Genomic DNA, 23,387 nt, shown 5'->3' on the forward strand with positions numbered 1-23,387 from the left:
GTCAGTTCTTCCCTTCGAGGCGGGTGACCCGCAGGACGGTGCTCGCCCGCGAGGGTGCGACGTCCGGCGAGCCGGCGTACGCCACGGTGATGCGGTGGGTGCCCCGGGCGAGACCGCGCAGGACGAGCCGGGCCTTCCCCCCGCGGAGCGCCACGGTCTTCGTCCGGGACCTCCCGGAGCTGCGGACCGTGACGCGCACCGAGCCCGTGGCGGCGACGGCTGCGCGCACCTTGGCCACGACGACGGCCTTGCGGGCGGCGGGCGAGCGGTGCTTCACGACGACGTCCGTCCGGGACCTCGCCTTCCGCACCCGGAGGGTCACGGTGTCCTGCGACGCCGCATGGGTGGCGTCGCCGGCGTAGCGGACGGTCAGCGGGTGGCTGCCGACCCCGAGGTCCTCGGTGTCGACGCGCAGGGTCACGCGGCCGTCGACGAGGGCACCGCTCGCCAGCGCGGTCGACCCGGCCACGACGGTGACCGTCCCGGTCGGGGTGGAGCCGTCGCCGGTGACCGTCACGGCGATGTCCGCGGACCGGCCGAGCCGGACGATCTCAGGGTCCACGACCGCGGCGGTCGCCGTGGCCGCCAGCTGCACGCCCGCCGCGGGGACCTGGAGGACACCGGCCTGCTCGACGTTGCCGAGGCGGTCGACGGCGCGGAAGCCGACGACGGTCGCGGAGTCGCCGACCTGCACCGGCGCGTCGTACGCCGTCCACGGGCCGTCGCCGAGGCGGTGCTCGATGCGGTCCACGCCGGCGCCGGCGTCGGCCGCGGCGAGGGTGACGGTGCGACCGTCGAGGGTGGCCCGGGTGACCGGGGCCCTGGCGTCGATGCCCACCGTGAGCGGGCGGACCTCGCCGACGTTGCCGGCGGCGTCCACCGCGCGGACGGCGACCGTGTGCAGCCCGTCGCCGGACACGGTGACCTCGCCGCTCGTGCCGTCGATGGTCGTCCAGGCGCCGTCGTCGATGGAGACCTCGAGCCGCGCGACGTCGCGGTCGTCGGTGGCGCCGACCTGCACGGTCGCGGGCTCGGCGTACCAGCCGTTGACGCCCTCGCCGTCCACCTCGAGGCGGTCCACCACGGGGGCGACCGCGTCGGCGGTGCGCATCCGGATGAAGGTGACCGAGGACGCGGGGAACTCGTAGGTGAAGGACTCACCGATCCCGGACACCTGACGCACCCGCGGCTTGATCGCGTTCGGGTTCGCCTTGGTGTTGGTGGCCCCGGGCGCGCCGCTCAGGGTGGTGACGGTGGCGGTGCCCTCGATGCCCGCGTCGCTGATGTCGATGCGGGTGCGGGCGGGCCGCGTCGAGGTGTTGACCACCTTGGCGACGAGGTCACCGGTCTTCACGTCTCGGGTGACGACCTGGTGCACGTCGGCCGGCGGCGCGGGCTGGTCGTACTCCATCTGCAGCTCACCGTCGAGCCAGAGCTCGATGTGGGTGCCGTCGACGACGACCTTGACCCGGTAGGTCTGCCCGGTGGTGACGCTGCGGCCCTCGAGCGCCTTGACCTCGCCGGCCGAGCCGCCCGTGGCGCGCTGCAGGACCGAACGGGTGTTGTTCCAGCCGCCGAGGTTCCACCAGTAGAAGTCGTTGGTGCCGGTCGCGCCGAACCCCACGAGGAAGCCCTCCGAACCGGCGGTCTTCGTGGCGTCGAGCTCGAGCGTGTAGTTGCTCCAGTCCTGGTCGTAGGCGCCGGTCGGGATCGACCGGGCGTCGGTGACCGACGTGCTGGTCTGGGCGTAGCGGCCACCGTTGACCGCCCACGTCCCGGACTGCGGAGACCACTGCCCGGCGTCGGCGAACTCGTCGGAGAAGAGCGTCTCGCCGGTGTCGTTGGAGGTGACGGTCACGTTGTCGTACGCCGCTGCGGTCGCCCAGGTCGAGAGGAAGACGCCGCCGGTGATGGGCTGCACGGCGTCGGCCGGCCCGTCGTACGTGCTCGGCACGACCTCGTCGCCGACGTTGGTGCCGAAGAGCTTCTGCACCTCCCAGTTGGGCGTCTCCCACGACTCGTCGTTGTCGAACCAGATGGCGTCGGGGTTCCACTGCACGTGCGACTCGTTGGCGAGCAGCGGGGCGTACGACGCGAGCCGCACGACGTCGGCGTTGCGCTGGAGCGCGGTGATGTAGGACGCCTCGGCGAGCGCGTTGTAGAGCGTGTTGCCGCGCGAGGCGTACTCGCCGAGGAAGACCAGCGGGTCCTCGCGGTCGTAGGAGTCGTAGCGGTGGTGGTTCTCCAGGAACCACTGCGGGTCGCGGTAGTAGTGCTCGTCGACGAGGTCGACGTCCTGCTCGCGGTTGAAGTCCCACAGGGTGTCGAAGCGGGCGCCGGAGGAGTCTGGGCCGGAGTTCGAGATGATCTGGATGTCGGGGTACTTCGCCGCGATCGCGTCGCGGAACGCCGGGAAGTTGGCCTCGAAGGTCGTGGTGTTCTCCTCGTTGCCGAGGCCGATCATGTCGAGGCCGAAGGGCTCCGGGTGGCCGAGCTCGGCGCGCTTCGCGCCCCACTCGGTGTCGGTGCCGCCGTTGGCGAACTCGATGAGGTCGACGGTGTCGTCGACCCAGCGCTCGATCAGCTCGGGGTCCTTCATCTCCGGGATGCCGGCGCCGCCGCAGCCGTTGGCGCCGACCGAGACGACGGGCAGCGGCTCGGCGCCGAGGTCCTCGGCCATCTCGAAGTACTCCAGGTAGCCGATTCCGTAGGACTGGTTGTAGCCCCAGAAGTTCCAGTTGGTGGGCCGCTCCTCGACCGGGCCGATGGTCTCCTTCCACTGGTAGGTGCGGCGACGGTCGGTCCAGCCGCTCTCCTCGTAGGTGCGGAAGGTGCCGACGTTGGTGACGCAGCCGCCGGGGAAGCGGAGGAAGCCGGGGTCCATCGCCGCGACCTTCTCCATCAGGTCCTTGCGGAGGTCGGACTTGCCGTTGACCGGCCCGACCCAGCGGTCGGTCGGCATCAGGGAGACCATGTCGAGGCCGACGACGGACGGGGCGCCGGCGAGGACGGCGAGCCGACCCGCGTCGGTGGTGGTCGCGGCGGTCAGCGTGAAGGGGTGCTTCTTCCACGTGTCCGAGCCGTCGAGCGCGATCGGGGCGGAGGCGATGGTGGCGTCGCCGGCGACGTTCTCCAGGCGCACGGTCAGCTGCTGGGCGGTGGTGCTGCGCGCCCAGACGTAGCCCTCGTACGTCGCGCCCGCCTTGACCGCGAAGCCGTTGTTCCAGCCGATGTTGCGCACCCCGTCGCCGGCCGCGGCGGCGGTCAGGCGCAGGTGGTTGCGGTTCATCTCGTTGAGCCGGGCGGCGTCGTCGACGACCGTCGCGGTGCTGCCGGAGCCGCTGCGGTCGAGCACCTGCCAGGCGGTCATCCCGGTGAAGGAGCCGTTGTCGGAGGAGTTGAACTCGAAGGACCGGTTGCGCACCAGCTCGGCGTAGAGCCCGCCGTCGGCGGCGTAGTTGATGTCCTCGTAGAAGATGCCGAACATGTCGTCGTTGATCTCGGCGCCGGTGCCGTCGCCGTCGATGGTCAGCGTCGAGGTGCCCTCGCCGACCTCGGAGAGCAGGAAGCGCACGGCGGCGTCCTCGGTGCCGGTGACCAGCGCGCCGTCGTCGCCCGCGGTGACGTACGCCGCGGGGTCGGCCGCGTCGCGCAGCACGACCTTGCCGCCGCCCGCGTCGGTGAGCCGCAGCGGCGTGGGCTCGTCGTCGACGGCGCCGATCTCGAGCGCGCCGTCGCGCAGCACGACCGGGCCGTCGTCGGTGACGAGCCCGGCGTCGGTGGCCCGCATCCGCAGGCTGGCGGTGGGCTGCTCGGCGCTCAGCCGCAGCGTCGCACCGTCGAGGACGACGTACGGCTCCTCGCCGTCGGCCTGCAGCACGAACGGGCCCGACGGGGTGACGTCGGCGCCGGCGCCGTGCTCGATGGTGAACGAGTCGAAGGCGGCCGGCAAGACCGTGCCGTCCTGCGCGGCCAGCGCGTAGAGGCCGACCTGGGTGGTGTCGAAGGAGACGTCGGTCGTGGCGGCAGTGACCCACGCCGCCCCGTCCCAGAAGCTCGAGGTGAGGGTGTCGCCGACCCGCTGGAGGCGCAACCGCTCGGCGCTCGAGCCCGGGCGGTCGGCGAAGCCGACGGCGCTGAAGGCCGCGCCGGTCTCGACGTCGGTCTCGATGGCGGTGCCCGACGGCGAGAGGTTGCCGACGAAGGTGAGCCCGGAGCGGAGGTAGTTGTCCATGTCCTGCCAGGCGATGAGGCCGGCGCCCTGGTAGACCTTCGCGACCGCGGCGGACACGTCGGCGGTGGCGGTGAAGTCGCCGGCCGGGACGTCGAGGACGACGACGTTCTTGGCCGTGTTGTTGCCCTGGTAGGTGTCTCCGGGCTGGCCGGCGATGCGCAGCGCGCCGTCGGCGACCGCGAGGTTCGCGGGGTCGGGGTTCACCACGTGCCACCGCTCGTCGAGCGACGACCCGTCGAAGGTGTCGGTCCAGGTGACGTCGCCCTCGGCGGCCGACGCGGGGAGCGTCGCGGCCGTCGTGGCGGCCAGTCCGGCAGCGAGCAGGGCGGCGGCGGTGAGGGCGGCGGCCGGGCGGTGGAGCAGGGTCATCGTGGTCCTCGAGGTCCAGGGCCGCCACGCGGATGTGACGGGCACCACAGCGAAAGTGTTAGCGCTAACACGACGCACGTCAAGGGCTGTCCCGCTTTCGCATGGGAACGTTGACGAATCACGGTGACCGTGGTCACACTGCGTCTGTTAACGCTCACATGCCGAAGAGGACCTCATGCCCGACGTCGACCGCCCCCGCGCCCCACGCCCGTCCGCCATCGCCGCTGCCACGAGCATCGTGCTGGCGATGCTGGCCGGGCTCCTGCTTGCAGTGCCCACGGCGCCGGCAGCAGCAGCCCTCTCGAACGCGGCGGACGTCACCGAGGGCCTGCTCCTGCGCTACGACCTCACCCAGGAGTCCGGCACCACGGTGGTCGACTCCTCTGGCAACGGGCTCAACGGCACGCTGACAGGCGGTGGCACCTGGACCGGCACGAGCGGCCTCGCCCTCGACGGCGTCGACGACCACGTCAAGCTGCCGAACGACCTGATGGCGGGGCTGTCGGCGATCACGGTGTCGACCGACGTCTTCATCGAGACCTCGCAGGCGACGCCCTACTTCATCTGGGGACTCGGCAACACCGCGTCCTCCGGCTCGGGCACCGGATACCTCATGGCGAGCGGCAACGCGTTCCGGGCGGCGACGACGACCACCAACTGGTCGGGCGAGCGGGTCACCGCGCGTAGCTCGGGCGGCAACCTGGCGCGCGGCGTGTGGAAGACCGTCACCTACACCCAGACCGGCACCACCGGCACGCTCTACGAGGACGGCGTCCAGGTCGGGCAGAGCACCACCGTCACCGTCCTGCCGAGCGCGATCGGCAACGGCACCACGACCAACAACGTGCTCGGCGAGTCCAACTACGCCACCGACAACACGCTCAAGGGCAAGCTCCGCAACTTCCGTGTCTACGACCGCGCGCTGACCTCCGAGGAGGTCGCGGCGATCTCGCTGACCGACGCCAACCGCCTCGCCTCCGACGTCGAGGCGCTCAGCCTCGGCGACCTGTCCGGCGTCACCGACGACCTCACCCTGCCGGCCACCGGCCCCTTCGGCTCGAGCATCGCGTGGGCCTCCTCCGACACCGCCGTGATCAGCGACGCCGGCGCGGTCACCCGCCCCGGCCCCGGCGCCGACCCGGCGGTCGTCACGCTGACCGCGACCCTGACCCGCGGCTCGGAGACCGCGACGAAGGCCTTCACCGCGACCGTCCTGCCCGACGAGGGCGACCAGGCCAAGGCCGACGCCGCCGCCGCGGCGATCGAGCTCGTGCACCCCGACGACGTACGCGGCCACCTCACGCTGCCCAGCGAGGGCGAGATGGGCGCGACGATCAGCTGGGCGTCGTCGGCCCCCGCGACCGTCGCGGCCGACGGCATCGTGCAGCGGCCCGCGCCCGGCGCCGGCGACGCGAGCGTCACCCTGACCGCCACGGTCACCGTCGGCGAGGCCACGGCGACCCGCGACTTCCCGCTCACCGTGCGCGAGGCGCCCGCCCCCGCGCCGTACGCCGGCTATGCCTTCAGCTACTTCACCAACAACTCGATCGCCGGCGAGAAGATCTACTTCGCGGCCAGCCGCGGCAACAACGCGCTCCGCTGGGACGAGCTCAACAACGGCGAGCCGGTGCTCGAGTCGACGTACGGCGAGCTCGGCCTGCGCGACCCGTTCCTGATCCGCTCGCCCGAGGGTGACCGCTTCTTCCTGATCGCCACCGACCTGTCGATCGGCCGCAACGGCGACTGGGACCGCGCCCAGCGCCAGGGCAGCCGCTACCTCGAGATCTGGGAGTCGACCGACCTGGTCAACTGGTCGGAGCAGCGCCACGTGCTGGTGTCCCCGCCGACCGCGGGCAACACCTGGGCGCCGGAGGCGTACTGGGACGAGGACCTCCAGCAGTACGTCGTGTTCTGGGCGTCGAAGCTCTACGCCGAGGACGACCCGGGCCACACCGGCGGCACGTACAACCGGATGCTCTACGCCACGACGCGCGACTTCGTGACCTTCAGCGAGGCGAAGATCTGGCAGGACATCGGGTCCTCGCGCATCGACTCGACCGTCATCAAGGAGGGCGAGACCTACTACCGCTTCACCAAGGACGAGGGCGCCGGCACCACCGGGTGCTCCGACATCATCCAGGAGAAGAACGACAGCCTCACCGAGCCCGACCTGGTCGGCTCCAAGGCGTGGGACTTCCAGGACGGCTGCATCGGCCGCGACGCCGGCACGTCGGCGGTCGAGGGCCCGACCGTCTTCAAGCGCAACCCCGGTGACACCTCCGGCGGGCAGTACTACCTGTTCGTCGACGAGTACGGCGGCCGCGGCTACATCCCGCTGACCACCGACGACCTGGACAACCCGGACTGGAAGGTGCCGGCCGACTACAAGCTGCCGGCCAGCCCGCGCCACGGCACGGTGCTGCCGGTCACGCAGGCCGAGCTCGACGCGTTGCGCGCCGACCTGCCCGCTCCCCCGCCGCCGGTGCAGAGCGACGATGACGGACTGGTCGCGCACCTCCCGCTGACCGGCGACGCCGAGGACGTGAGCGGCCACGGCTACGACGGCACCGTCACCGGTGACGCCAGCTTCGCCGACGGCGCGCTGACGCTGGGCGGCTCGACCGGCCACGTGAAGCTGCCCGACAACATGATGACCGGCCTCGACGACATCACCGTGTCGACCGAGGTGTGGGTCGACCCGGCCCAGTCCGGCAACTACTTCGTGTGGAACCTGGGCAACACCGGCACCGACGGCGTCGGCAAGGGCTATCTCTTCACGACCGGCAACAGCACCTATCGCGCGGCGATCGCGTCGGGCAACTGGACGACCGAGCAGGGCATGAGCGCGGGCTCGGCGCTCCAGCGCGGCGCCTGGAAGACGCTGACCTACACGCTGGGCGACGGCGTCTCGACGCTCTACCTCGACGGCCGTCAGGTCGCCCGCAACGCCAACGTCACCCATCGCCCCGGCGACATCGGCGACGGCGTCACGACCGCCAACTACATCGGTCGCTCTGCCTACACCGGCGACAACCGGCTGCGCGGCAAGGTGCGCGACTTCCGGATCTATTCACGGGCGCTCTCGGGCGCCGAGGTGGCCGAGCTCGCCGCCGGCCCGACCGACGTGCTGGGAGTCGGGCTCGACTCCCTCGAGGTGCCCGCGATGATCGACGCGGCCGCGGGCAGGATCACCCTTCCCGTGCAGCCCGGCACCGACCTGACCGCCCTCACCCCGGCGTACGCCGTGGTGGCGGGTGCGACGGTCACGCCGGACGGCCCGGCCGACTACAGCTCGCCGGTGTCGCTGACCGTCACCAACGGCGCGGAGAGCCGGATCTGGACCGTGACCGCGGTCGAGATGCGCTCACCGGTGCTGCCGGGCCTGTACGCCGACCCCAACATCGCGGTCTTCGACGGCACCTACTACATCTACGCCACCTCCGACGGCTACCCCGGCTGGGGCGGCAAGGAGTTCTACGTCTGGAGCTCGACCGACCTCGCCGACTGGACGCGCTCGGAGGAGCCGATCCTCACCCTCGACGGCGCCAACGGCGACGTCCCGTGGGCGACCGGCAACGCCTGGGCACCGACCATCATCGAGCGCGACGGGAAGTACTACTTCTACTTCTCCGGCCACAACGCCGCGCTCGACCGCAAGACGATCGGCGTCGCGGTCGCGGACAGCCCGACCGGCCCGTTCACGGCGCAGCCGCAGGCGATGATCCTCAACAACGAGGCCGTCACCTCCGGCCAGGCCATCGACCCGGCCGCCTTCCGCGACCCGGTGTCGGGCAAGCACTACCTCTACTGGGGCAACGGCTCCCCGGTGATGGCGGAGCTGGCCGACGACATGGTCTCGCTGAAGCCCGGCACGATCTCGGCGATGTCCGGGCTGACCGGCTATCGCGAGGGCTCGTTCATGAACTACCGCGACGGGACCTACCACCTGACCTACGCGATCGACGACACCGGTTCGCCGAACTACCGCGTCGGCTACGCCACCTCGACGTCGCCGACCGGGCCGTGGACCTACCGCGGGCTGATCCTGGAGAAGGACGAGTCGCAAGGGATCCTCGGCACCGGCCACAGCTCGATCGTGCAGGTGCCCGGGACCGACGAGTGGTACATCGCCTACCACCGCTTCGCGATCCCCACGTTCGAGACGCCCGGCGGCGACGGGACGCACCGGGAGACCACGATCGACAAGCTCACCTTCGGTGAGGACGGGCTGATCGAGAAGGTCGTGCCGACGCTGTCGTCGGTGGACCCGCTGGCCTACGCCGACGGTCCGGTCACGGCGTCGGTCTCCGACGAGGGTGCCGACGGGTGGTTCGGGGCGGACGCGTCGCTCACCCTGTCCGGTGGCGGCTCGGTGCTGCAGTACCGTCTCGGCGACGGCTCCTGGACGGCGTACGACGCCCCGGTGCAGCTGCCGGCCGGCTCGTACGACGTGGCGTGGCGCTCGCGCTCGGCCAACGGCATCTGGAGCGAGGTCTGGACGCGCTCGGTCAAGGTCGACGACACGCCGCCGGTGGCCTCGGGCTCGGTCTCGAGTGAGCGAGAGCTCTCACTCACAGCGACGGACGACGCGTCGGGCGTGGCGGTGCGGGAGTACCGCCTCGACGGCGGCCCGTGGGTCGTGTGGACCTCGCCCGTCCAGCTGGACGGCGCGGCACACGGCATCGACGTGCGGGCGACGGACGTCGCGGACAACACCTCGGCCGTCCGCTCGCTCGCCGTGGAGACGGCTCCGACCCCGGTGGCCGCGGCCCCGGTCTCGACCGCTCCCCCGATCGTCGCCGGCAACCCGGCCGTCGGCCGGACCCTCACCGCCGTCCCCGGCGGCTGGGACCAGGGTGGCCTGACGTACGCCTACCAGTGGCTGCGCGACGGCGTGCCCGTCGCCGGCGCGACCTCGGCCTCGTTCCCGCTCGGGGCGGATGACGTGGGTCACCGGATGTCGGTGCAGGTGACGGCCTCGCGCCCCGGCGGTGCTGCGGGCGTGGCCCGGTCCGCGGAGACGCGGGCTGTGGTGAAGGCGCCGTCGGCGGTCAGGGTGAAGCCGGCCGACCGCACCCCCACCGCCGGCGAGCGGACCAAGGTCACCGTGCGGGTGGCCTCGGTCCCGGCCTCGGTCGGTGCGACCGGTCGCGTGGTGGTCCGGGTGGACGGCAAGGTCGTGCGCAGGGTGCGGCTCGACGACGGGAAGGCCGTGCTCCGCCTGGCCTTCACCGCCGGCAGGCACACGCTCAAGGTGTCGTACGCCGGGTCGGACTCCGTGGCCCCGTCGTCGGCGAGGACGAAGGTCCGCGTCCGCCGCTGAGCGACTAGCTACGCCTTCGCGCGGCGAGCACGGCGACGTCGTCGTCCCGCGAGGGGTCGCACACCCGCTCCACCAGCGAGTGGACGAGGTCGCCCAGCGGGGCGTCCGCAAGGGCCACGGCGGCGGCGACCAACCGGTCCTGGCCGTCGGTGATGTCCTCGCCCCGGCGCTCGATCAGACCGTCGGTGAAGGCGACGACGGCGTCGCCGGCCCGGAAGCTCACGTGCTCCTCGGTGCGGTTCGGGGCACCGACGCCGAGGGGCGGGCCGTCGGCGGAAGGGAGCCGGTGGGCGGACCCGTCCGACCGCAGCAGGACGGGCGGCGGGTGGCCGGCGTTGGCGATGGACACGGTGTCGGTGCGCGGGTCGGCGAGCAGGTACAGGAGCGTGACGAGCTGCTCCGAGCCGTAGTGCTCGAACATCCCGTCGAGCCGGCTCAGGACCAGCGCCGGGCGGGGATCCAGCGACGCGTACGCCCGGACCGCGGCGCGGACCTGTGCCATGGCCGCGGCGGCGCCGACGCCTCGACCCATCACGTCGCCGATGAACATCACCAGGCGACCGTCGTCCAGCTCGACGACGTCGTAGAAGTCGCCGCCGACCTCGGTGCGGCCCGCGGGGCTGTAGTGGTGCCCCAGCTCCCACCTCGGCGACGCGGCAAGGGCATCGGGGAGGACGGCACGCTGCAGCTCCACGGCAGCAGCGAGCGTCTGGCTGTGGAGCTCGGCGTTGTCCAGGGACACCGCTGCCCGCTTCGCGAGCTGCTCGGCCAGGACGAGGTCATCGAGCGTGAAGTGCCGCTCCGACTCGGCCGTCACCCACGTGATCACCCCGAGCACGCGGTTGCGCGCCACGAGCGGCACGGTGACGGCGCTGCGGAGGTGGAGGGCGCGAGCGATGGCCGCGTGCTCCTCGTCGACCGCCGCGGCCGCGAGCATCTCGTCGGTGATCTCGGCGATGAGCTCGCTGCGCCCCGTGCGCATGACCTGCCAGGCGCCGTGCACTGCCTCCGGGTCCGGGGGATAGCGCTCGGCGAGCTGGTGCGCGAGCTCCACCTTGGCGGGGTCGACGTGGGCCACTGCCAGCCGGCGCAGCCGCCCGTCGTCGACGACGTCGATCGCGCACCAGTCGGCGAACGTCGGCACGGCCAGGCGAGCGACGTTGCCGAGGGTGACCTGGTAGTCGAGGCTGCTGGCCAGCTCCGTGGCCGCCTCGGCCAGGAACGCGAGCTTGGCAGCCTGGCGACCCGCGTCCTCCTGGGCGGCGATCCGGCCGATGCTCTGCGCGCAGGCGCCGGCCAGGATGTCGAGGAGCTCGACCTCGGCGTCCTCGAGGTGGCGGGCGTGCGCGAAGACCAGCCCGATGGCACCGATCACGGAGCCGGCGGCGCTCAGCGGCAGGGCCACGACGGTCTGCGCTCCGCGGTCGGGCATGTCGGTGAAGCGCTGGGTGATCGCCTGCGGACCGGTGACGACCAGGCGGGTCCCGGTGCGGATGGCCTCGGCAGACGGCGTCCGCACGGTGAGCGGAAAGGTGCCCCACGTCTCCTCGTCACCTTCGAGGCCCCCGCTGAGGGCCATGAGGCGCACGGTTCGCCGGTCGTCGCCGAGGAGGGTCATCGACGCCAGGTCCGCCCCGACCGCTTCGGCGCCGTGCGTGACGACGGCCTTGCAGACCCCTTCGACGGTGTCGGCGTCGACGAGCTCGCCGGTGACGCGCGCAAGACGGGTCAGCCGGTCCGACAGGGCCGCGGAGCCGTCTGGGCCGATCACGCGGTCATCATCCCAACTGCGAGGCCCCGGCGGGCAGGAATCGCACACACCTCACCCCCAAGGGGTACGTTCCCGCCGTACGCTCGACACGTGAACGCTGCACCCGGACCGGATCCGGCGATCGCAGGGCCCACCCACGCGTGGGCCGAACAGTCGCTGGACGCACTCACGTCGCTCCCCGGCGTGCGCCGTGCCGGGCTCGCCCTGCCGGAGGGCGGCGGCCGGCGACTGAACTTCACCTCGGCCGAGCACTCCGGCCAACGCCCCGTGACCTGGTGCCACCTGGACGCCTACGACGACGTGCCCCTCAACACCGCCGTACGCAGCGGCCGCGCCGTCATCGGAAGCCTCGGGCAGCTCGAGGACAGCCACCCCGCCTTCGTCGAGCGCCAACGGGGGACGGAGACGCTGGCGCTGGCGGCCGTGCCCCTCGTCGCGGACGGGCACACCCTCGGAGCCTTCGTCCTGTTCTACCGCCGGTCTCCCGGGTTCGCGGACGAGGCTGTCCGTGAGCTGGTGGACCTGGGTGCCCGCCTGGGCGAGGCCCTCCGCAGCACGCGGGTCGCCCAGACCGGCGATCTCGACGCCCGGATGCGTACGCCGGCAGCGGGCGCACGGGTCGCGTTGTTCGCGGTCGCCAGCGACCCGGCAGCGGTCGGTCCGGCACGTCATGAGCTCCGCGCCACGCTGTCCGTCTGGGATGTCGACCACGACATGACCGACACAGCCGCCCTGTGCATGTCGGAGCTGGTCACCAACGCCGTGGTCCACGCCGGGTCCGGGTGCCACGTGCAGGTCACCTGGGGCGCGGGCACGCTCACTGTCGAGGTCCGCAACCCCGGGAGCCCTCCCGACCTGCCCGAGCCGGACCTGCGCGACCCCCTGCAGGTCCACGGCCGTGGGCTCCAGCTGGTGGACGCCCTCACCAACCGCTGGGGGTCCGATCGCGACGCCGACGGCTTCAGTGCGTGGTTCGTGCTGGAGCGCTGAACGAGCCGGCCGCCGGGCGTGCACAGGGCCTTGCGAGTCGAACATCTGTTCGATAGAATCAAGCATGTCGTCTCGCAGCCCCGCACCTCAGCCGCTCCCAGCGGCCGATGAGTCGTCTGCGACCCAGGTGCTGGCCCTGGCCACCGGTGCGCTGCGGACGCGTCGCCTGGCCGAGGTGGAGGAGCTCCGGCTCGGGATCCAGTGGGCGACCATCCACGGCCACCCCCGTGACGACCGCGACCCGATGGTCACCCCAGGTGGCGACGGCACTCCCCCTGTCCGCGAGCACGCGATCCCCGAGCTGGCCATGGCGCGCGAGACGCATCCCGCCACCACGCGGGCGCTCATCGCCGACGGCCTCGACCTCGTCCACCGCCTGCCCCGGACCTGGGCGGTCGTGGAGGCCGGCGAGTGCGAGCCGTGGGTGGCGCGCAAGGCCGCGGTCCTCTCACGCGCCCTGCTCGACGACCAGGTCGTGAAGGTCGACCGCGCCGTGGCCAAGGCGATCTCCGGGCACTCACCGTCCACCGTGCTCGAGATCGCCCGGGCGAAGGTCATCGAGGCCGACCCCGAGACCCACCGGGCCGAGCGCGAGCGGTCGCGCCACGAGCGCTACGTGCGCCTCTCCCGCTGCGACGAGTTCGGCTACCGCCACCTGATCGCGCGGGTGACCGCCGGCGACGCCGCCTGGCTCGACGCCATGGTCGACCGCGTCGCCGACATCCTCGGCGCCACCATGGGTGCCGACCACAACCACGACGAGCTGCGCTCCATCGCGCTGGGCTGGCTGGCCCGTCCGGTCGACCTCCTCAAGCTGCTGCTGGAGCACGCCGAGACAGACACCGAGACCGACACCACCGCCGGGGACGCCCCGACGTGGGCGTCGGACCACCTCGCCGAGACCGTGGGCCGGCTGACCGCCATGCCCGCGCACCGCCTCGCGCAGCTCCGCGGGCGTGGCCGGCTCTTCGTCCACCTCACCGACGAGGCACTCCGCACCGGGACCGGCGTGGCGCGCGTCGAGGGCGTCGGCCCCGTCGACGTACGCCAGCTGCACGAGGTCCTGGGCCACGCGGACGTCACCGTCACGCCCGTCCTCGACCTGCGGATGCGCCGCCGGGTCGACGCCTACGAGCACCCCGAGGTGGTCAAGGACCACGTCTGGGTCCAGGCGGGTGGCGACTGCTTCCCGTTCACCCCGCGCTCGGCCACCCGCGACGGCGTCGACTTCGACCACGCCGTCCCCTACGACGACACCGGCCCACCGGGGCAGACCGGCCCCCACAACTCCGGCCCTCTCCGCCGGCGCCACCATCGCACCAAGACCCACGGTGGCCTCACCACCTGCGTCGTCGGTCCCGGCCGACACCTCTGGCGTACGCCCCACGGGCAAGCCTTCCTCGTCGACCACACCGGCACCAACCGGTTGACGGAGGATCAGGCAGCGGCCATGGCCGAGGCCATCAAGGATGGCGTCGAGCTCTACTTCGCCCGGCCACTGGACTACGAGCGCGCCTGATCGCCCCGAGGGTCATCCGTCCTGTCGGTGCCTCTCGACCACCGCGCCGGCACGAATCGCGCGTGGGATCTCGGCGACCTCGTCGACCACAGCACCGAGGCGAGCCAGCTCCTCGGCCGGAGCCGGTGAGTCCAGGGTCACGGAGTAGGCGATACCGGTCGATGACCACTCGTCGTCGAAACCCCCATCAGCCTCGACCGCGACGCCGGCGATATCGATGCCGAGCCTCTCCGCCTCACGGTAGGTGTCGTTGAGGACGCAGAGGGCCACTGACAGATGGAGCACCTGGGCGCCGTTGCCGGCCGGGCTGGCCACGACACCTTCATCCGTCCAGGTGTGGTGCAGCACGACCCCTTCCACGGCGCGAAGGGTGCCGGCAGTCGCGCGCACGCCGAGAGGTGACAGGTTCATACTCAGATTGTGCCGCCTCCTGTCCGCGGTGAGGGGTCCCCGACGCCTAGACCACTGAACCCAGGTGCGCCCTCGAGACGTTGAGGTAGTACGGGAGCGCCCGGTCGCTGGGCCCTCGGCGAGGAGGCGAGATGCTGCAGAGCGACGAGGATCGGTTCACCGACTTCGTGCGTGCGCACAGCGCCACCCTGTTCCGCACCGCGTACTTGTTGACAGGTGACTACCAGCGCGCTGAGGACCTGCTCCAGACGACCTTGGTCCGCGTCTACCAGCGCTGGCCGCGGGTGGCGGCGATGGAACACCCCGTGGGGTACGCACGCAAGATCCTGGTGAGCCAGGAGGCATCGTGGTGGCGCCGACGGTCATCACACGAGTCCCCGATGCTCCTTCGCGACGAACCTGCTCGGGGAGATCCGACGGAGGAGCACGCCGAGCACGAGCGCGTCTGGAGGGCGGTGCTGAGTCTGCCACCAAGACAACGGGCGGTGATGGTCCTGAAGTACTACGAGGACCTGACCGAGGCAGACATCGCCGACGCCCTCGCGATGGCGCCCGGCACGGTGAAGAGCCACAGCCATGCAGCCGCGCGGCGGCTGGCCGACCTGCTCGGCGAGCCTGCCGCGGGCCCGGTCGCCCCCGTAGAGGGGGCGACGTCATGACGCTCGACCAGCGACTCGCCCAGGCCGTTCACCACGTTGCGAACGGTGTCGTCGTCCCCGAGCCGGACCCCGACGCCATACGTGCCCGAGCCCGCAAGAGCCGGCGACAGACGGCCGCCTGGCTGAGCGCTGCTGCCGTCGTCACCCTGCTGGTCGCGGGCACCACCGTCGTCGCCGGACGCGAGGCGAGCTCACCTCCCCCGCCGGCAGGACCCGTCTCACCGCCCACATCGGAGCCGCCGTCGACGAGCACGCAACCGCCGCTCGAGACCGGATCCTGGGAGCCCTACGAGTCGACCACGTACGACCTCACCATCGGCCGTCCGCCGAGCTGGACTGAGCTCCCGGCGAGCCGGACGTGGACGTGGGAGCGCGATGCCCGGGACCACGCCAGTCCCGCGCACGAAGCGTTCCTCTCGGCGAACGGTCACGTCCGGGTGAGCGCGTGGAATGCGCCCCTCGAGGCCAGCACGCGTGAGGAGTCGACTGCCTACCTCGTCGAGTGGATCGAGAACTACTGCGAGCAATCGGGCAACTCCCCCTGCACCGGGATCGCCGATCGGGCCGTTGAGCTCTGCCTCGAGAGGCGGGACTGCCACCCCGGCCTGCTCGTGCCGTTCGAGAACGACGTCCAGGCGTTCTTCAGCGGGGGGATCTACGCGCAGGACGCGATGACGGTGGTCGCGGTCTGGAGACCCGAGTCGTCACGGTTCGTCGCGTCGTACGGAGGATCCCAGCGGCTCCTCGAGGCCTTCCTGTCGACCATGGAGGTCTGGCCCAGCCGAACGCCGCTGTCGGAGCGCCGGTGACAGGCGTGAGCCACGTGCGGGCCCGGAGCCCTCGCCTGGGATGCGAAGGCGCTGTTTCGGGTACCACCGGTGTGTGCAGCCCATCCCAGAAACGCTTCAAGCCCTCGGCGAGGTCGATTCCTATCTCGAGGGGGGGAGCCTCGAAGAGCAGCTGAGGACGACCGCAGCCCGTGCCGAGGAGGTGGCGCCGGGACTCGTCGGAGTGAGCCTGGCGTTCCGCGAGCACGGCCTGACGTTCACCCTGGTCGCCACCGACGAGGACATCGCCACCCTCGACGCCGTCCAGTACGTCGCCAGCGGCCCGTGCGTCGACGCGATCGACCTGGGCCACGGGATCGCCACGCCCGACGGACTGCTCAGCGAGCGCCAGTGGCACCACTTCGCCCGGGCCGGCGCTGCTGCGGGCGTGCAGAGCACCTTGACGCTCCCCGTGGTCCACGGCGATGTCGTCGTCTCGACGGTCAACCTCTACGGGCGCGCGGCAGACACCTTCGCGGGCAGGCACGAGGCCCTCGCCGGCGTCTTCGGCGCCTGGGCGCCCGGTGCGGTCGCCAATGCCGACCTCCCGTTCACCACCCGCCGCGACGCCCAGCAGGCGCCGGCACAGCTGCAGGAGGTCGCAGTCGTCGACACCGCAACCGGGATCCTCGCAGCCGAGCGTGAGGTCAGCGTGGAGGAGGCCAGCGCCCAGCTCCACGATGCGGCTCACCGCGCCGGAGTGCCCGTCCACAAGCTCGCCCGGGTCCTGGTGGACCTCTACCTCGCCGAGTGAGCCGGCCGCTCCGGCCTCAGCACCGGCCTCAGGGAGCGTCGGGCAGGCGACGCGTCCGTGCGATCTCGGCAGCCACCGCCGCGACCTTCTGGTTCGAGTGCGACGAGACACGACGCAGGTAGTCGAACGCCTGGCTCGCGGTCACGTCGAGACGCTCCATGAGGATTCCCTGCGCCTGGCCGATGACGTTGCGGTTGTGCAGTCCCAGGCCGAGCTGGTCGATCTGCCTCTCCGCCGCCATGATCACCGACAGCTGGCCGGCCAGCGCCTGCGCGACAGCGACGTCGTCGGCGTCGAACCGGCACCCGTCCTCGCAGTAGAGACTCAGCGCACCGAAGGACTGCTCGTCGGTGTAGACCAACAGCGACATCATCGAGTCCACACCCAGCTCGGCGTGCACGCGCGGCGCCCAGGTCGGCCACCGCCGCTCCACGGCCAGGCTCGGGCTGACGAGCGTGTTCTGGTCCCGGCGGACATCGAGGCACGGGCCTTCGCCCAGCTCGGACTGCAACGCGTTGGCCTGGGACACCAGGTCGTCGCTGCTCGCGCGGGTCACCAGCCGACCGTTCTCGTTGATCGTGATCCCCGCATGGTCACACCGGGTCACCAGGTCGACAGAGGCGTCCACCGCCACCTCGAGGCGAGTGTCCTCGTCAGGCGCAGCAGCCAACGCCTGGGCGAGCTCGGTGAACCCACCGAGCAGCTTCGCGGCGTCCACGAGCGCCTCCCTCACCCTCATGCCCGTCGACCCTCATGATCGCGTCGCTTACATTGTAAACCGCCCGCCCTCCAGAAGGAGGACGGGCGGCTTCTCGTGAGATGCGTCAGGCCCCGAGGCCGGTGCGATCGACCTTGCGGTGGAACCGCATCCCGGCGAGGCCCCCGAGGATGGCACCGCCCAGGCTGGCGACGACCGCGGCCACGGCGGTGATGATGCCACCGGTGGCGAGATCACCTTCGCTGATCGGCACCCGCGGGAGGCTGTTCAGCTGCGACAGCACGTTGTACTCGCTGCCCGCGACCGCGACGACGACCGCCACGATGATCGCGATGACCAGCGCCCACAGCCACACGGCGACGCCTTGCTTGGCGCCGTCGAAGCGCGCCATCCGGCCCGCGACGTAGCCACCGGCGTAGTAGGCGACGAACAGCACGACCAGCAGGGCGATCGCGCCGACGATGCCGACGGTCTGGGCGTTCTGCGTGGCCTCACGCTCGGCCTGCTGGGGCCCCGACAGTGCGCCGAGCCCGACGGCCGTGCCGATGGCGCTGAGCAGGGCGGTCACGAGGATGGCGGTTCCGGCGGCAGTGAGCCAGCCGAAGAACGCCGAGCCCCACTTGATGCCGCCGTGCTCCTCCTTCTCGCGCGCCACGACCGTGTGCCGGTCGGGCACGCCGTCGTGGTCGGCGTCGCGCACGTCGTGCGCATGACGAGGCTGGTCCGCGTTCGTGCTCACACGGAGCCCCTGCGGTCCTGGACGTCACCCTCGGCCTCGATGTGCTCCTTGCGCACCTCTTCGCTGACGGTCTCCTCATCGGTGACGGTCTCCTTGTCGAGGCGTACGCGCTCCACGGGCTCGGCGGTCTTGCCGACCACGGCGCGCTCCTCCTTGAGGACCACCTCGTGCTCCTCCTCCGAGATCGCCGGGCCGGACAGGGCCTGGTCGCGGTCGGCGCCGGTGACCGGCTCGGTCTCGATGACCGCGCGCTCCTTCTTCACCGGGACCGTGACGGTCTCCTCCTCCGTGGTGACGTACTTGCGCAGGCGGGCACGGCCGGCCTCCTCGCTCGTCGTGCCGACGTCGAGGCGCTCCTCTGACCGGGTCATGGCGTCGTCGGTGGTGGGACCCGAGGTGTCGTGGCCCACGGTGCCGCGCGTGTCGCTCGTGCCGGTCGTGCCGCCCTCGGGCAGGCCCGAGTCGCTCGAGCGCTCCGAGTAGGTCATCCCGTAGTGGTCGTAGAGGCGCCGCTCCTCGGACTGGTCGAGGTGACCGCTGTCGACGTCGACGTTCGGCGCGTCCTTGACCTGGTCCTTGGTGAAGGGGACGCGCACACCGTCGTCGGTGACGTCCACGTCGGCGGCAGGGACGAAGGACTCGCTCATGCCGAACAGGCCCGTGTTGACGGTGAGGAACTCGGGACGGCCGGTCTCGTCGTCGAGGAAGACCTGACCGATCCTTCCGATCTTGTCGTTGCCGCTGGAGTAGAGCGTCTGGCCGATGAGGCGGCCGTGGTCGTTGGTGTTCATCTTGTTCTCCTTGTGGGATGGGGTGATCGGGATGACGAGAGGGTCAGAACTGACGCGACGTGGCGTCGTGGCCGTTGCTCTGGTCGGCGTGCTGGTCATAGACCGAGGAGCTGCTCGAGGACATGCCCTGAGCGGCGGACCTCGCCTGCTCCTGCACCGAGGGCGCGCTCTCGGCCTCTGCCTTCATGCGCGGCGCCTCACGCTCGGCCGTGCTCAGGTAGCGCTCCCACCGCTGCTGCATGGGACGGATCAGTCCGCCGCCGACGCCCACGACGATGACACCGCCGATGGTGGCCAGGATCGCGATCAGCACCGGGGTGGTGACCGTGGTCGCGACGCCGACCTGGTTCAGCGCTGCCACGACTCCGAGGAAGACGATGAAGGCCGAGGCGATGTTCGCCACGGTGCGCCCGTACGACAGCCCTCCGAGCATGTTCTGCAGCAGGCCCTTGACCGCGGCGGCGATGGAGGCCGCGACGACCAGGATGATGATGGCGACCACCAGGCTCGGCAGGAACCGGATGACGTCCTCGATGAGGCGGCTGATCGGGTTGGCCCCGAAGACGCCGAACGCGAGCTGCAGCACGAACAGCAGCAGCGTGTAGTAGATCAGCTTGGCGACGATGTCGCTGGCATCCATCCTGGACCCGGACAACGCCTTCTTGATACCGCCGCGCTCGACGGCGCGGTCGAAGCCGGCCCGCTCGAGCACCGCGTTCAGCGCCTTGGCGATCACCTTGGCGATGATGATGCCGACGATCAGGATGACCAGGAACAGCGCCAGCTTGGGCACGAACTCGGCGACGGTGCTCAGCCCGTCGCGCAGTGCGTCTCTCATGTGTCCTCCGTCCGTGGCTTGCGGTGCGGCCACGTGGGTATCGGTTTACGATGTAAGCCGTACCCAGGTCCGAAGGCGCCATACGACGCGGATCGGCAGGGGACACCCCTGAGGAGGGGCCGGTCAGTTTGCGAGGTGCTCGTTGCGGGTGATGGTCAGACGGTCCAGGAGCGCCTCGAGCGCCTCCTCGAACTCCACGGCGGACCGGTCCTCCGACAGCGGTCCGCGCAGCCGGGACACCGTCGGGTACGGCGACGTGGCGGGCGCCCCGGTCTGGTCGTCGAGGACGTCCAGCGGTCCGATGTCGGCGCCGTGCGCGGAGACCTCGAGGAGCAGGTGCCCGAGGAGGAAGCTGGTGTAGGCCCGGTAGCCCTCGACCGCGGCCTCGTCGGTGAACCCCTCCTCCAGCAGACCGGCGAGGAAGGTCTCGACCCAGTCGAGGCTGCGCAGGGGCGGCCTGAGCCACGGCGCCTCGGGGGGACGCGAGGCCACCAGCGGGAAGGCCTTGGGGTGCGTGAGCGCCATGCGCCGCACTCCGTGGGCCAGTCGTTGCAGGAAGTCCTGCCAGCCGTCGCGAGGCGTGTCGAGGACCACCTCGTCCCCCCGGACCTGCGCGACGAGTGACTCCACGACCGCGTCGAGCAGCTCCTCCTTGCTGGGGATGTAGCGGTAGAGGGCCATGGCCTCGACGCCCAGCTGCTCGCCCAGACGTCGCATCGTCAGGCCTGGCAGCCCGTTGGTGTCGATGAACTCGACGGCAGCCTCGACGATGCGCTGCCGGCTCAGAGGCACTCGGCTGGATGGGGGCGGCTCGTCATCGACCGCAGCGCGGTCGGCGTCCGGGTAGTCCTGGCTCATCTCGTCTCACCTCGCCCACTCAGCCTAACGGGGCCTCCGGGCGGGCTCACCAGCGAGCGTGGACCTGCTCCCGGATCCGCCGGTCGTACAGGTCGCGCACGCCATCGAGGAACGAGGAAGGCAGCTCGCCGGCCAGCCCAGCGGCAGCGTTGGCCTCGGCCTGGGACACGTTCCGAGCACCCGGGATCACCGTCGAGACCCCCGGCTGCTGCCAGATCCACGCGATCGCGGCCTGGGCGGGCGTGATGTCGGGGAGCCCCGACGACGACACCAGGGAGGAGAACTCCCGCGCCGCCTCGACACCCGTCGCGTAGTCGACACCGGAGAAGGTCTCGCCGACGTCGAAGGCACTGCCGTCGCGGTTGTAGGTCCGGTGGTCGTCCTCGGCGAAGGTCGTGTCGAGGTCGTACTTCCCGGACAGCAGGCCCGAGGCCAGCGGCACGCGCGCGATGATGCCGACCCCAGCGGCCCGGGCCGCGGGGAGCACCTCGTCGAGCGGCTTCATCCGGAAGGCGTTGAGGATGATCTGGATGCTGGCGACGTGGGGCCGGGCGATCGCGCTCAGCGCCTGGGCGCAGGTCTCGACGCTGACGCCGTACGCCGCGATCACGCGGTCGTCGACGAGGCGGTCGAGCACGTCGTACGTCGCGTCGTCGTCGATGACCTCGCTCGGCGGGCAGTGCAGCTGCACCAGGTCGATCGTGTCGACCCCGAGGTTCTTCCGCGAACGGTCGAGCCACTGGCGGAAGTTCGACTCGACGTAGCTGGCCGGCACCTGGTCCATCCGCCGGCCCATCTTGGTGGCGACGGTGAAGCCGGCGTCCGGGTGCTCCGCGACGAAGCGGCCGACCAGCTGCTCGCTGCGGCCGTCGCCGTAGACGTCGGCGGTGTCGTAGAACGTCACGCCGGCCTCCGCCGACGCCTCCAGGACCGCGAGGGCGTCCGCCTCGCTGACGTCGCCCCAGTCGGCGCCGAGCTGCCAGGTGCCGAGGCCGACGACCGAGACCTCGCGGCCGGTCCTTCCGAGGGTGCGGTGCTCCATCTGCGACATGACCTCAGTCCTACAGGCCCTCGGCAAGCCGGTGGTAGGCGGCGTTCCACCGCAGCTCGCGCTTGAAGGTGCGCGGGGTGGTGTCGTCGTCGATGACGACCAGCTCGACACCGGTCATCTCGGCGAAGTCCTCGAAGACCTCCACGCCGACCGCCTTGGACAGCACGGTGTGGTGCGGGGCGCCGGCCATCAGCCACGCCTCGGCCGAGGTCGCCAGCGACGGGCGCGGCTCCCACACCGCGCACGCCACCGGGAGGTTCGGGAGGTCGGCGTCGGGCTCGACCACGTCGATGTCGTTGACCGTCAGGCGGAAGCGGTCGCCCAGGTCGGACAGGCCGGCCACCACGGCGCGGCCCGGGTCGGCGGTGAAGCGGAGGCGTACGGGGTCCTCGCGGCCACCGATCGACAGCGGGTGCACCTCGAGCGACGGCTGCCTGGTCGTGATGGTCGGGCAGACCTCGAGCATGTGCGCGCCGAGGATCTTCTCCTGCCCGGGGACCAGGTGGTAGGTGTAGTCCTCCATGAACGAGGTGCCACCGGGCAGCCCCGCGGCCATCGTCTTGGTGGCCCGCAGCAGCACCGACGTCTTCCAGTCGCCCTCGCCGCCGAAGCCGTAGCCGTCGGCCATCAGCCGCTGGACCGCGAGACCGGGCAGCTGGCGCAGGCCGCCGAGGTCCTCGAAGTTCGTCGTGAAGGCGCCGAAGCCGCCCGCGGTGAGGAACTCGCGCAGGCCGAGCTCGATCCGCGCGCCGTAGCGCAGCGAGTCCTCCCGCTCCGCGCCGGGCAGCAGCTCGGCCGCCACGGCGTACGTGTCGGCGTACTCCTGCACCAGCTTGTCGATGTCGGCGTCGGCCACCTCGTCGACGACCGCGACGAGGTCGTTCACGCCGAAGGTGTTGACCGAGACGCCGAAGCGGAGCTGCGCCTCGACCTTGTCTCCCTCGGTGACCGCGACGTCCCGCATGTTGTCGCCGAAGCGGGCGAGCTTGAGGTGCGACAGCTCGTGACGGCCCAGCGCCGCGCGCGCCCACAGCGCCACGCGCTCCGCGACGACCGGCGAGTCGACGTGGCCGGCGACGGTCTTGCGGGCGACGCCGAGGCGCGACTGGATGTAGCCGAACTCCCGGTCGCCGTGCGCGGCCTGGTTGAGGTTCATGAAGTCCATGTCGATCGTCGACCACGGCAGCTCCATGCCGGCCTGCGTGTGCAGGTGCAGCAGGGGCTTGCGCAGCGCGTCGAGCCCGGCGATCCACATCTTCGCCGGGGAGAAGGTGTGCATCCACGCGATCACGCCGACGCACGCGGGGTCGGAGTTGGCGTCGAGCATCTGCCGGTGGATCGACGCCGCGTCGAGCAGCACCGGCTTCCAGACCACCGTGACCGGGAGCCCCGTCACGCTCGCGTCGCCGAGGCGGCCGGCGATGGCCTGCGACTGCGACGCCACCTGGTCCAGGGTCTCCGGACCGTAGAGGCCCTGGCTGCCGGTGAGGAACCAGACCTCGGGGGTGGGGGCGGACGTCATGCTCATGCGGGTG

At 71.5% G+C, this 23,387-nt stretch carries 16 protein-coding genes; 6 read left to right on the forward strand and 10 right to left on the reverse strand.

Annotated elements, in window-relative coordinates:
• Nucleotide 1: 1 nt before the first annotated feature.
• Complete coding sequence (locus AC57BS_RS21035) at nt 2-4,603, reverse strand: alpha-L-arabinofuranosidase family protein (protein WP_496413401.1); 4,602 nt, start codon at nt 4,601-4,603, stop codon at nt 2-4.
• A 175-nt stretch (nt 4,604-4,778) separates the two neighbouring features.
• On the opposite strand from AC57BS_RS21035, the gene AC57BS_RS21040 reads away from it, so the two are divergent.
• Nucleotides 4,779-9,926, forward strand: coding sequence for a family 43 glycosylhydrolase (locus tag AC57BS_RS21040; RefSeq protein WP_496413402.1), 5,148 nt, complete (start codon nt 4,779-4,781; stop codon nt 9,924-9,926).
• Between the two features lie 4 nt (nt 9,927-9,930).
• On the opposite strand, the gene AC57BS_RS21045 is transcribed toward AC57BS_RS21040, so the two are convergent.
• The gene (locus AC57BS_RS21045; RefSeq protein WP_496413403.1) at nt 9,931-11,697 is read right to left on the reverse strand and encodes a GAF domain-containing SpoIIE family protein phosphatase; all 1,767 of its coding nucleotides are present in this window, start codon (nt 11,695-11,697) and stop codon (nt 9,931-9,933) included.
• A 90-nt stretch (nt 11,698-11,787) separates the two neighbouring features.
• Between AC57BS_RS21045 and AC57BS_RS21050 the strand changes: the two genes are divergently transcribed.
• Nucleotides 11,788-12,687, forward strand: coding sequence for an ATP-binding protein (locus tag AC57BS_RS21050; protein ID WP_496413404.1), 900 nt, complete (start codon nt 11,788-11,790; stop codon nt 12,685-12,687).
• 64 nt (nt 12,688-12,751) lie between these two features.
• Nucleotides 12,752-14,206: a hypothetical protein gene (locus AC57BS_RS21055; RefSeq protein WP_496413405.1), complete on the forward strand. Its 1,455-nt coding sequence runs from the start codon at nt 12,752-12,754 to the stop codon at nt 14,204-14,206.
• 12 nt (nt 14,207-14,218) lie between these two features.
• Here the strand turns inward: AC57BS_RS21055 and AC57BS_RS21060 are convergent, their stop codons facing one another.
• Nucleotides 14,219-14,617, reverse strand: coding sequence for an OsmC family protein (locus AC57BS_RS21060; RefSeq protein ID WP_496413406.1), 399 nt, complete (start codon nt 14,615-14,617; stop codon nt 14,219-14,221).
• A gap of 131 nt (nt 14,618-14,748) precedes the next feature.
• Between AC57BS_RS21060 and AC57BS_RS21065 the strand changes: the two genes are divergently transcribed.
• The 3 genes from AC57BS_RS21065 to AC57BS_RS21075 all read left to right on the forward strand — a co-directional run bounded on the left by AC57BS_RS21065 (nt 14,749) and on the right by AC57BS_RS21075 (nt 16,857).
• On the forward strand, nt 14,749-15,276 hold the full coding sequence (locus AC57BS_RS21065; protein ID WP_496413407.1) for a SigE family RNA polymerase sigma factor: 528 nt from the start codon (nt 14,749-14,751) through the stop codon (nt 15,274-15,276).
• Nucleotides 15,273-16,085 carry a hypothetical protein gene (locus AC57BS_RS21070; RefSeq protein ID WP_496413408.1) on the forward strand — a complete coding sequence of 271 codons (813 nt, stop codon included), beginning with the start codon at nt 15,273-15,275 and terminating at the stop codon, nt 16,083-16,085. Before AC57BS_RS21065 ends, AC57BS_RS21070 begins: the two co-directional genes overlap by 4 nt.
• Nucleotides 16,086-16,158: 73 nt before the next feature.
• Nucleotides 16,159-16,857, forward strand: coding sequence for a GAF and ANTAR domain-containing protein (locus tag AC57BS_RS21075; RefSeq protein ID WP_496413409.1), 699 nt, complete (start codon nt 16,159-16,161; stop codon nt 16,855-16,857).
• Nucleotides 16,858-16,885: 28 nt separating this feature from the next.
• Here the strand turns inward: AC57BS_RS21075 and AC57BS_RS21080 are convergent, their stop codons facing one another.
• From AC57BS_RS21080 to araA, 7 genes are all read right to left on the reverse strand, one after another.
• Nucleotides 16,886-17,596, reverse strand: a complete 711-nt coding sequence (locus tag AC57BS_RS21080) for a GAF and ANTAR domain-containing protein (RefSeq protein ID WP_496413410.1) — start codon at nt 17,594-17,596, stop codon at nt 16,886-16,888.
• Between the two features lie 85 nt (nt 17,597-17,681).
• Nucleotides 17,682-18,314, reverse strand: a complete 633-nt coding sequence (locus tag AC57BS_RS21085; RefSeq protein ID WP_496413411.1) for a hypothetical protein — start codon at nt 18,312-18,314, stop codon at nt 17,682-17,684.
• Nucleotides 18,311-19,105, reverse strand: a complete 795-nt coding sequence (locus AC57BS_RS21090) for a DUF2382 domain-containing protein (RefSeq protein ID WP_496413412.1) — start codon at nt 19,103-19,105, stop codon at nt 18,311-18,313. Before AC57BS_RS21090 ends, AC57BS_RS21085 begins: the two co-directional genes overlap by 4 nt.
• 43 nt (nt 19,106-19,148) lie before the next feature.
• On the reverse strand, nt 19,149-19,943 hold the full coding sequence (locus tag AC57BS_RS21095) for a mechanosensitive ion channel family protein (protein ID WP_496413413.1): 795 nt from the start codon (nt 19,941-19,943) through the stop codon (nt 19,149-19,151).
• A gap of 123 nt (nt 19,944-20,066) precedes the next feature.
• Nucleotides 20,067-20,801, reverse strand: a complete 735-nt coding sequence (locus tag AC57BS_RS21100) for a TetR/AcrR family transcriptional regulator C-terminal domain-containing protein (protein ID WP_496413414.1) — start codon at nt 20,799-20,801, stop codon at nt 20,067-20,069.
• Nucleotides 20,802-20,847: 46 nt separating this feature from the next.
• Nucleotides 20,848-21,852 carry an aldo/keto reductase gene (locus tag AC57BS_RS21105; protein WP_496413415.1) on the reverse strand — a complete coding sequence of 335 codons (1,005 nt, stop codon included), beginning with the start codon at nt 21,850-21,852 and terminating at the stop codon, nt 20,848-20,850.
• 10 nt (nt 21,853-21,862) lie between these two features.
• The gene (gene araA / locus AC57BS_RS21110) at nt 21,863-23,380 is read right to left on the reverse strand and encodes an L-arabinose isomerase (protein ID WP_496413416.1); all 1,518 of its coding nucleotides are present in this window, start codon (nt 23,378-23,380) and stop codon (nt 21,863-21,865) included.
• Between the last annotated feature and the right edge of the window lie 7 nt (nt 23,381-23,387).

This window comes from Nocardioides sp. BGA-UO-ETr-FS32, from assembly GCF_059567905.1.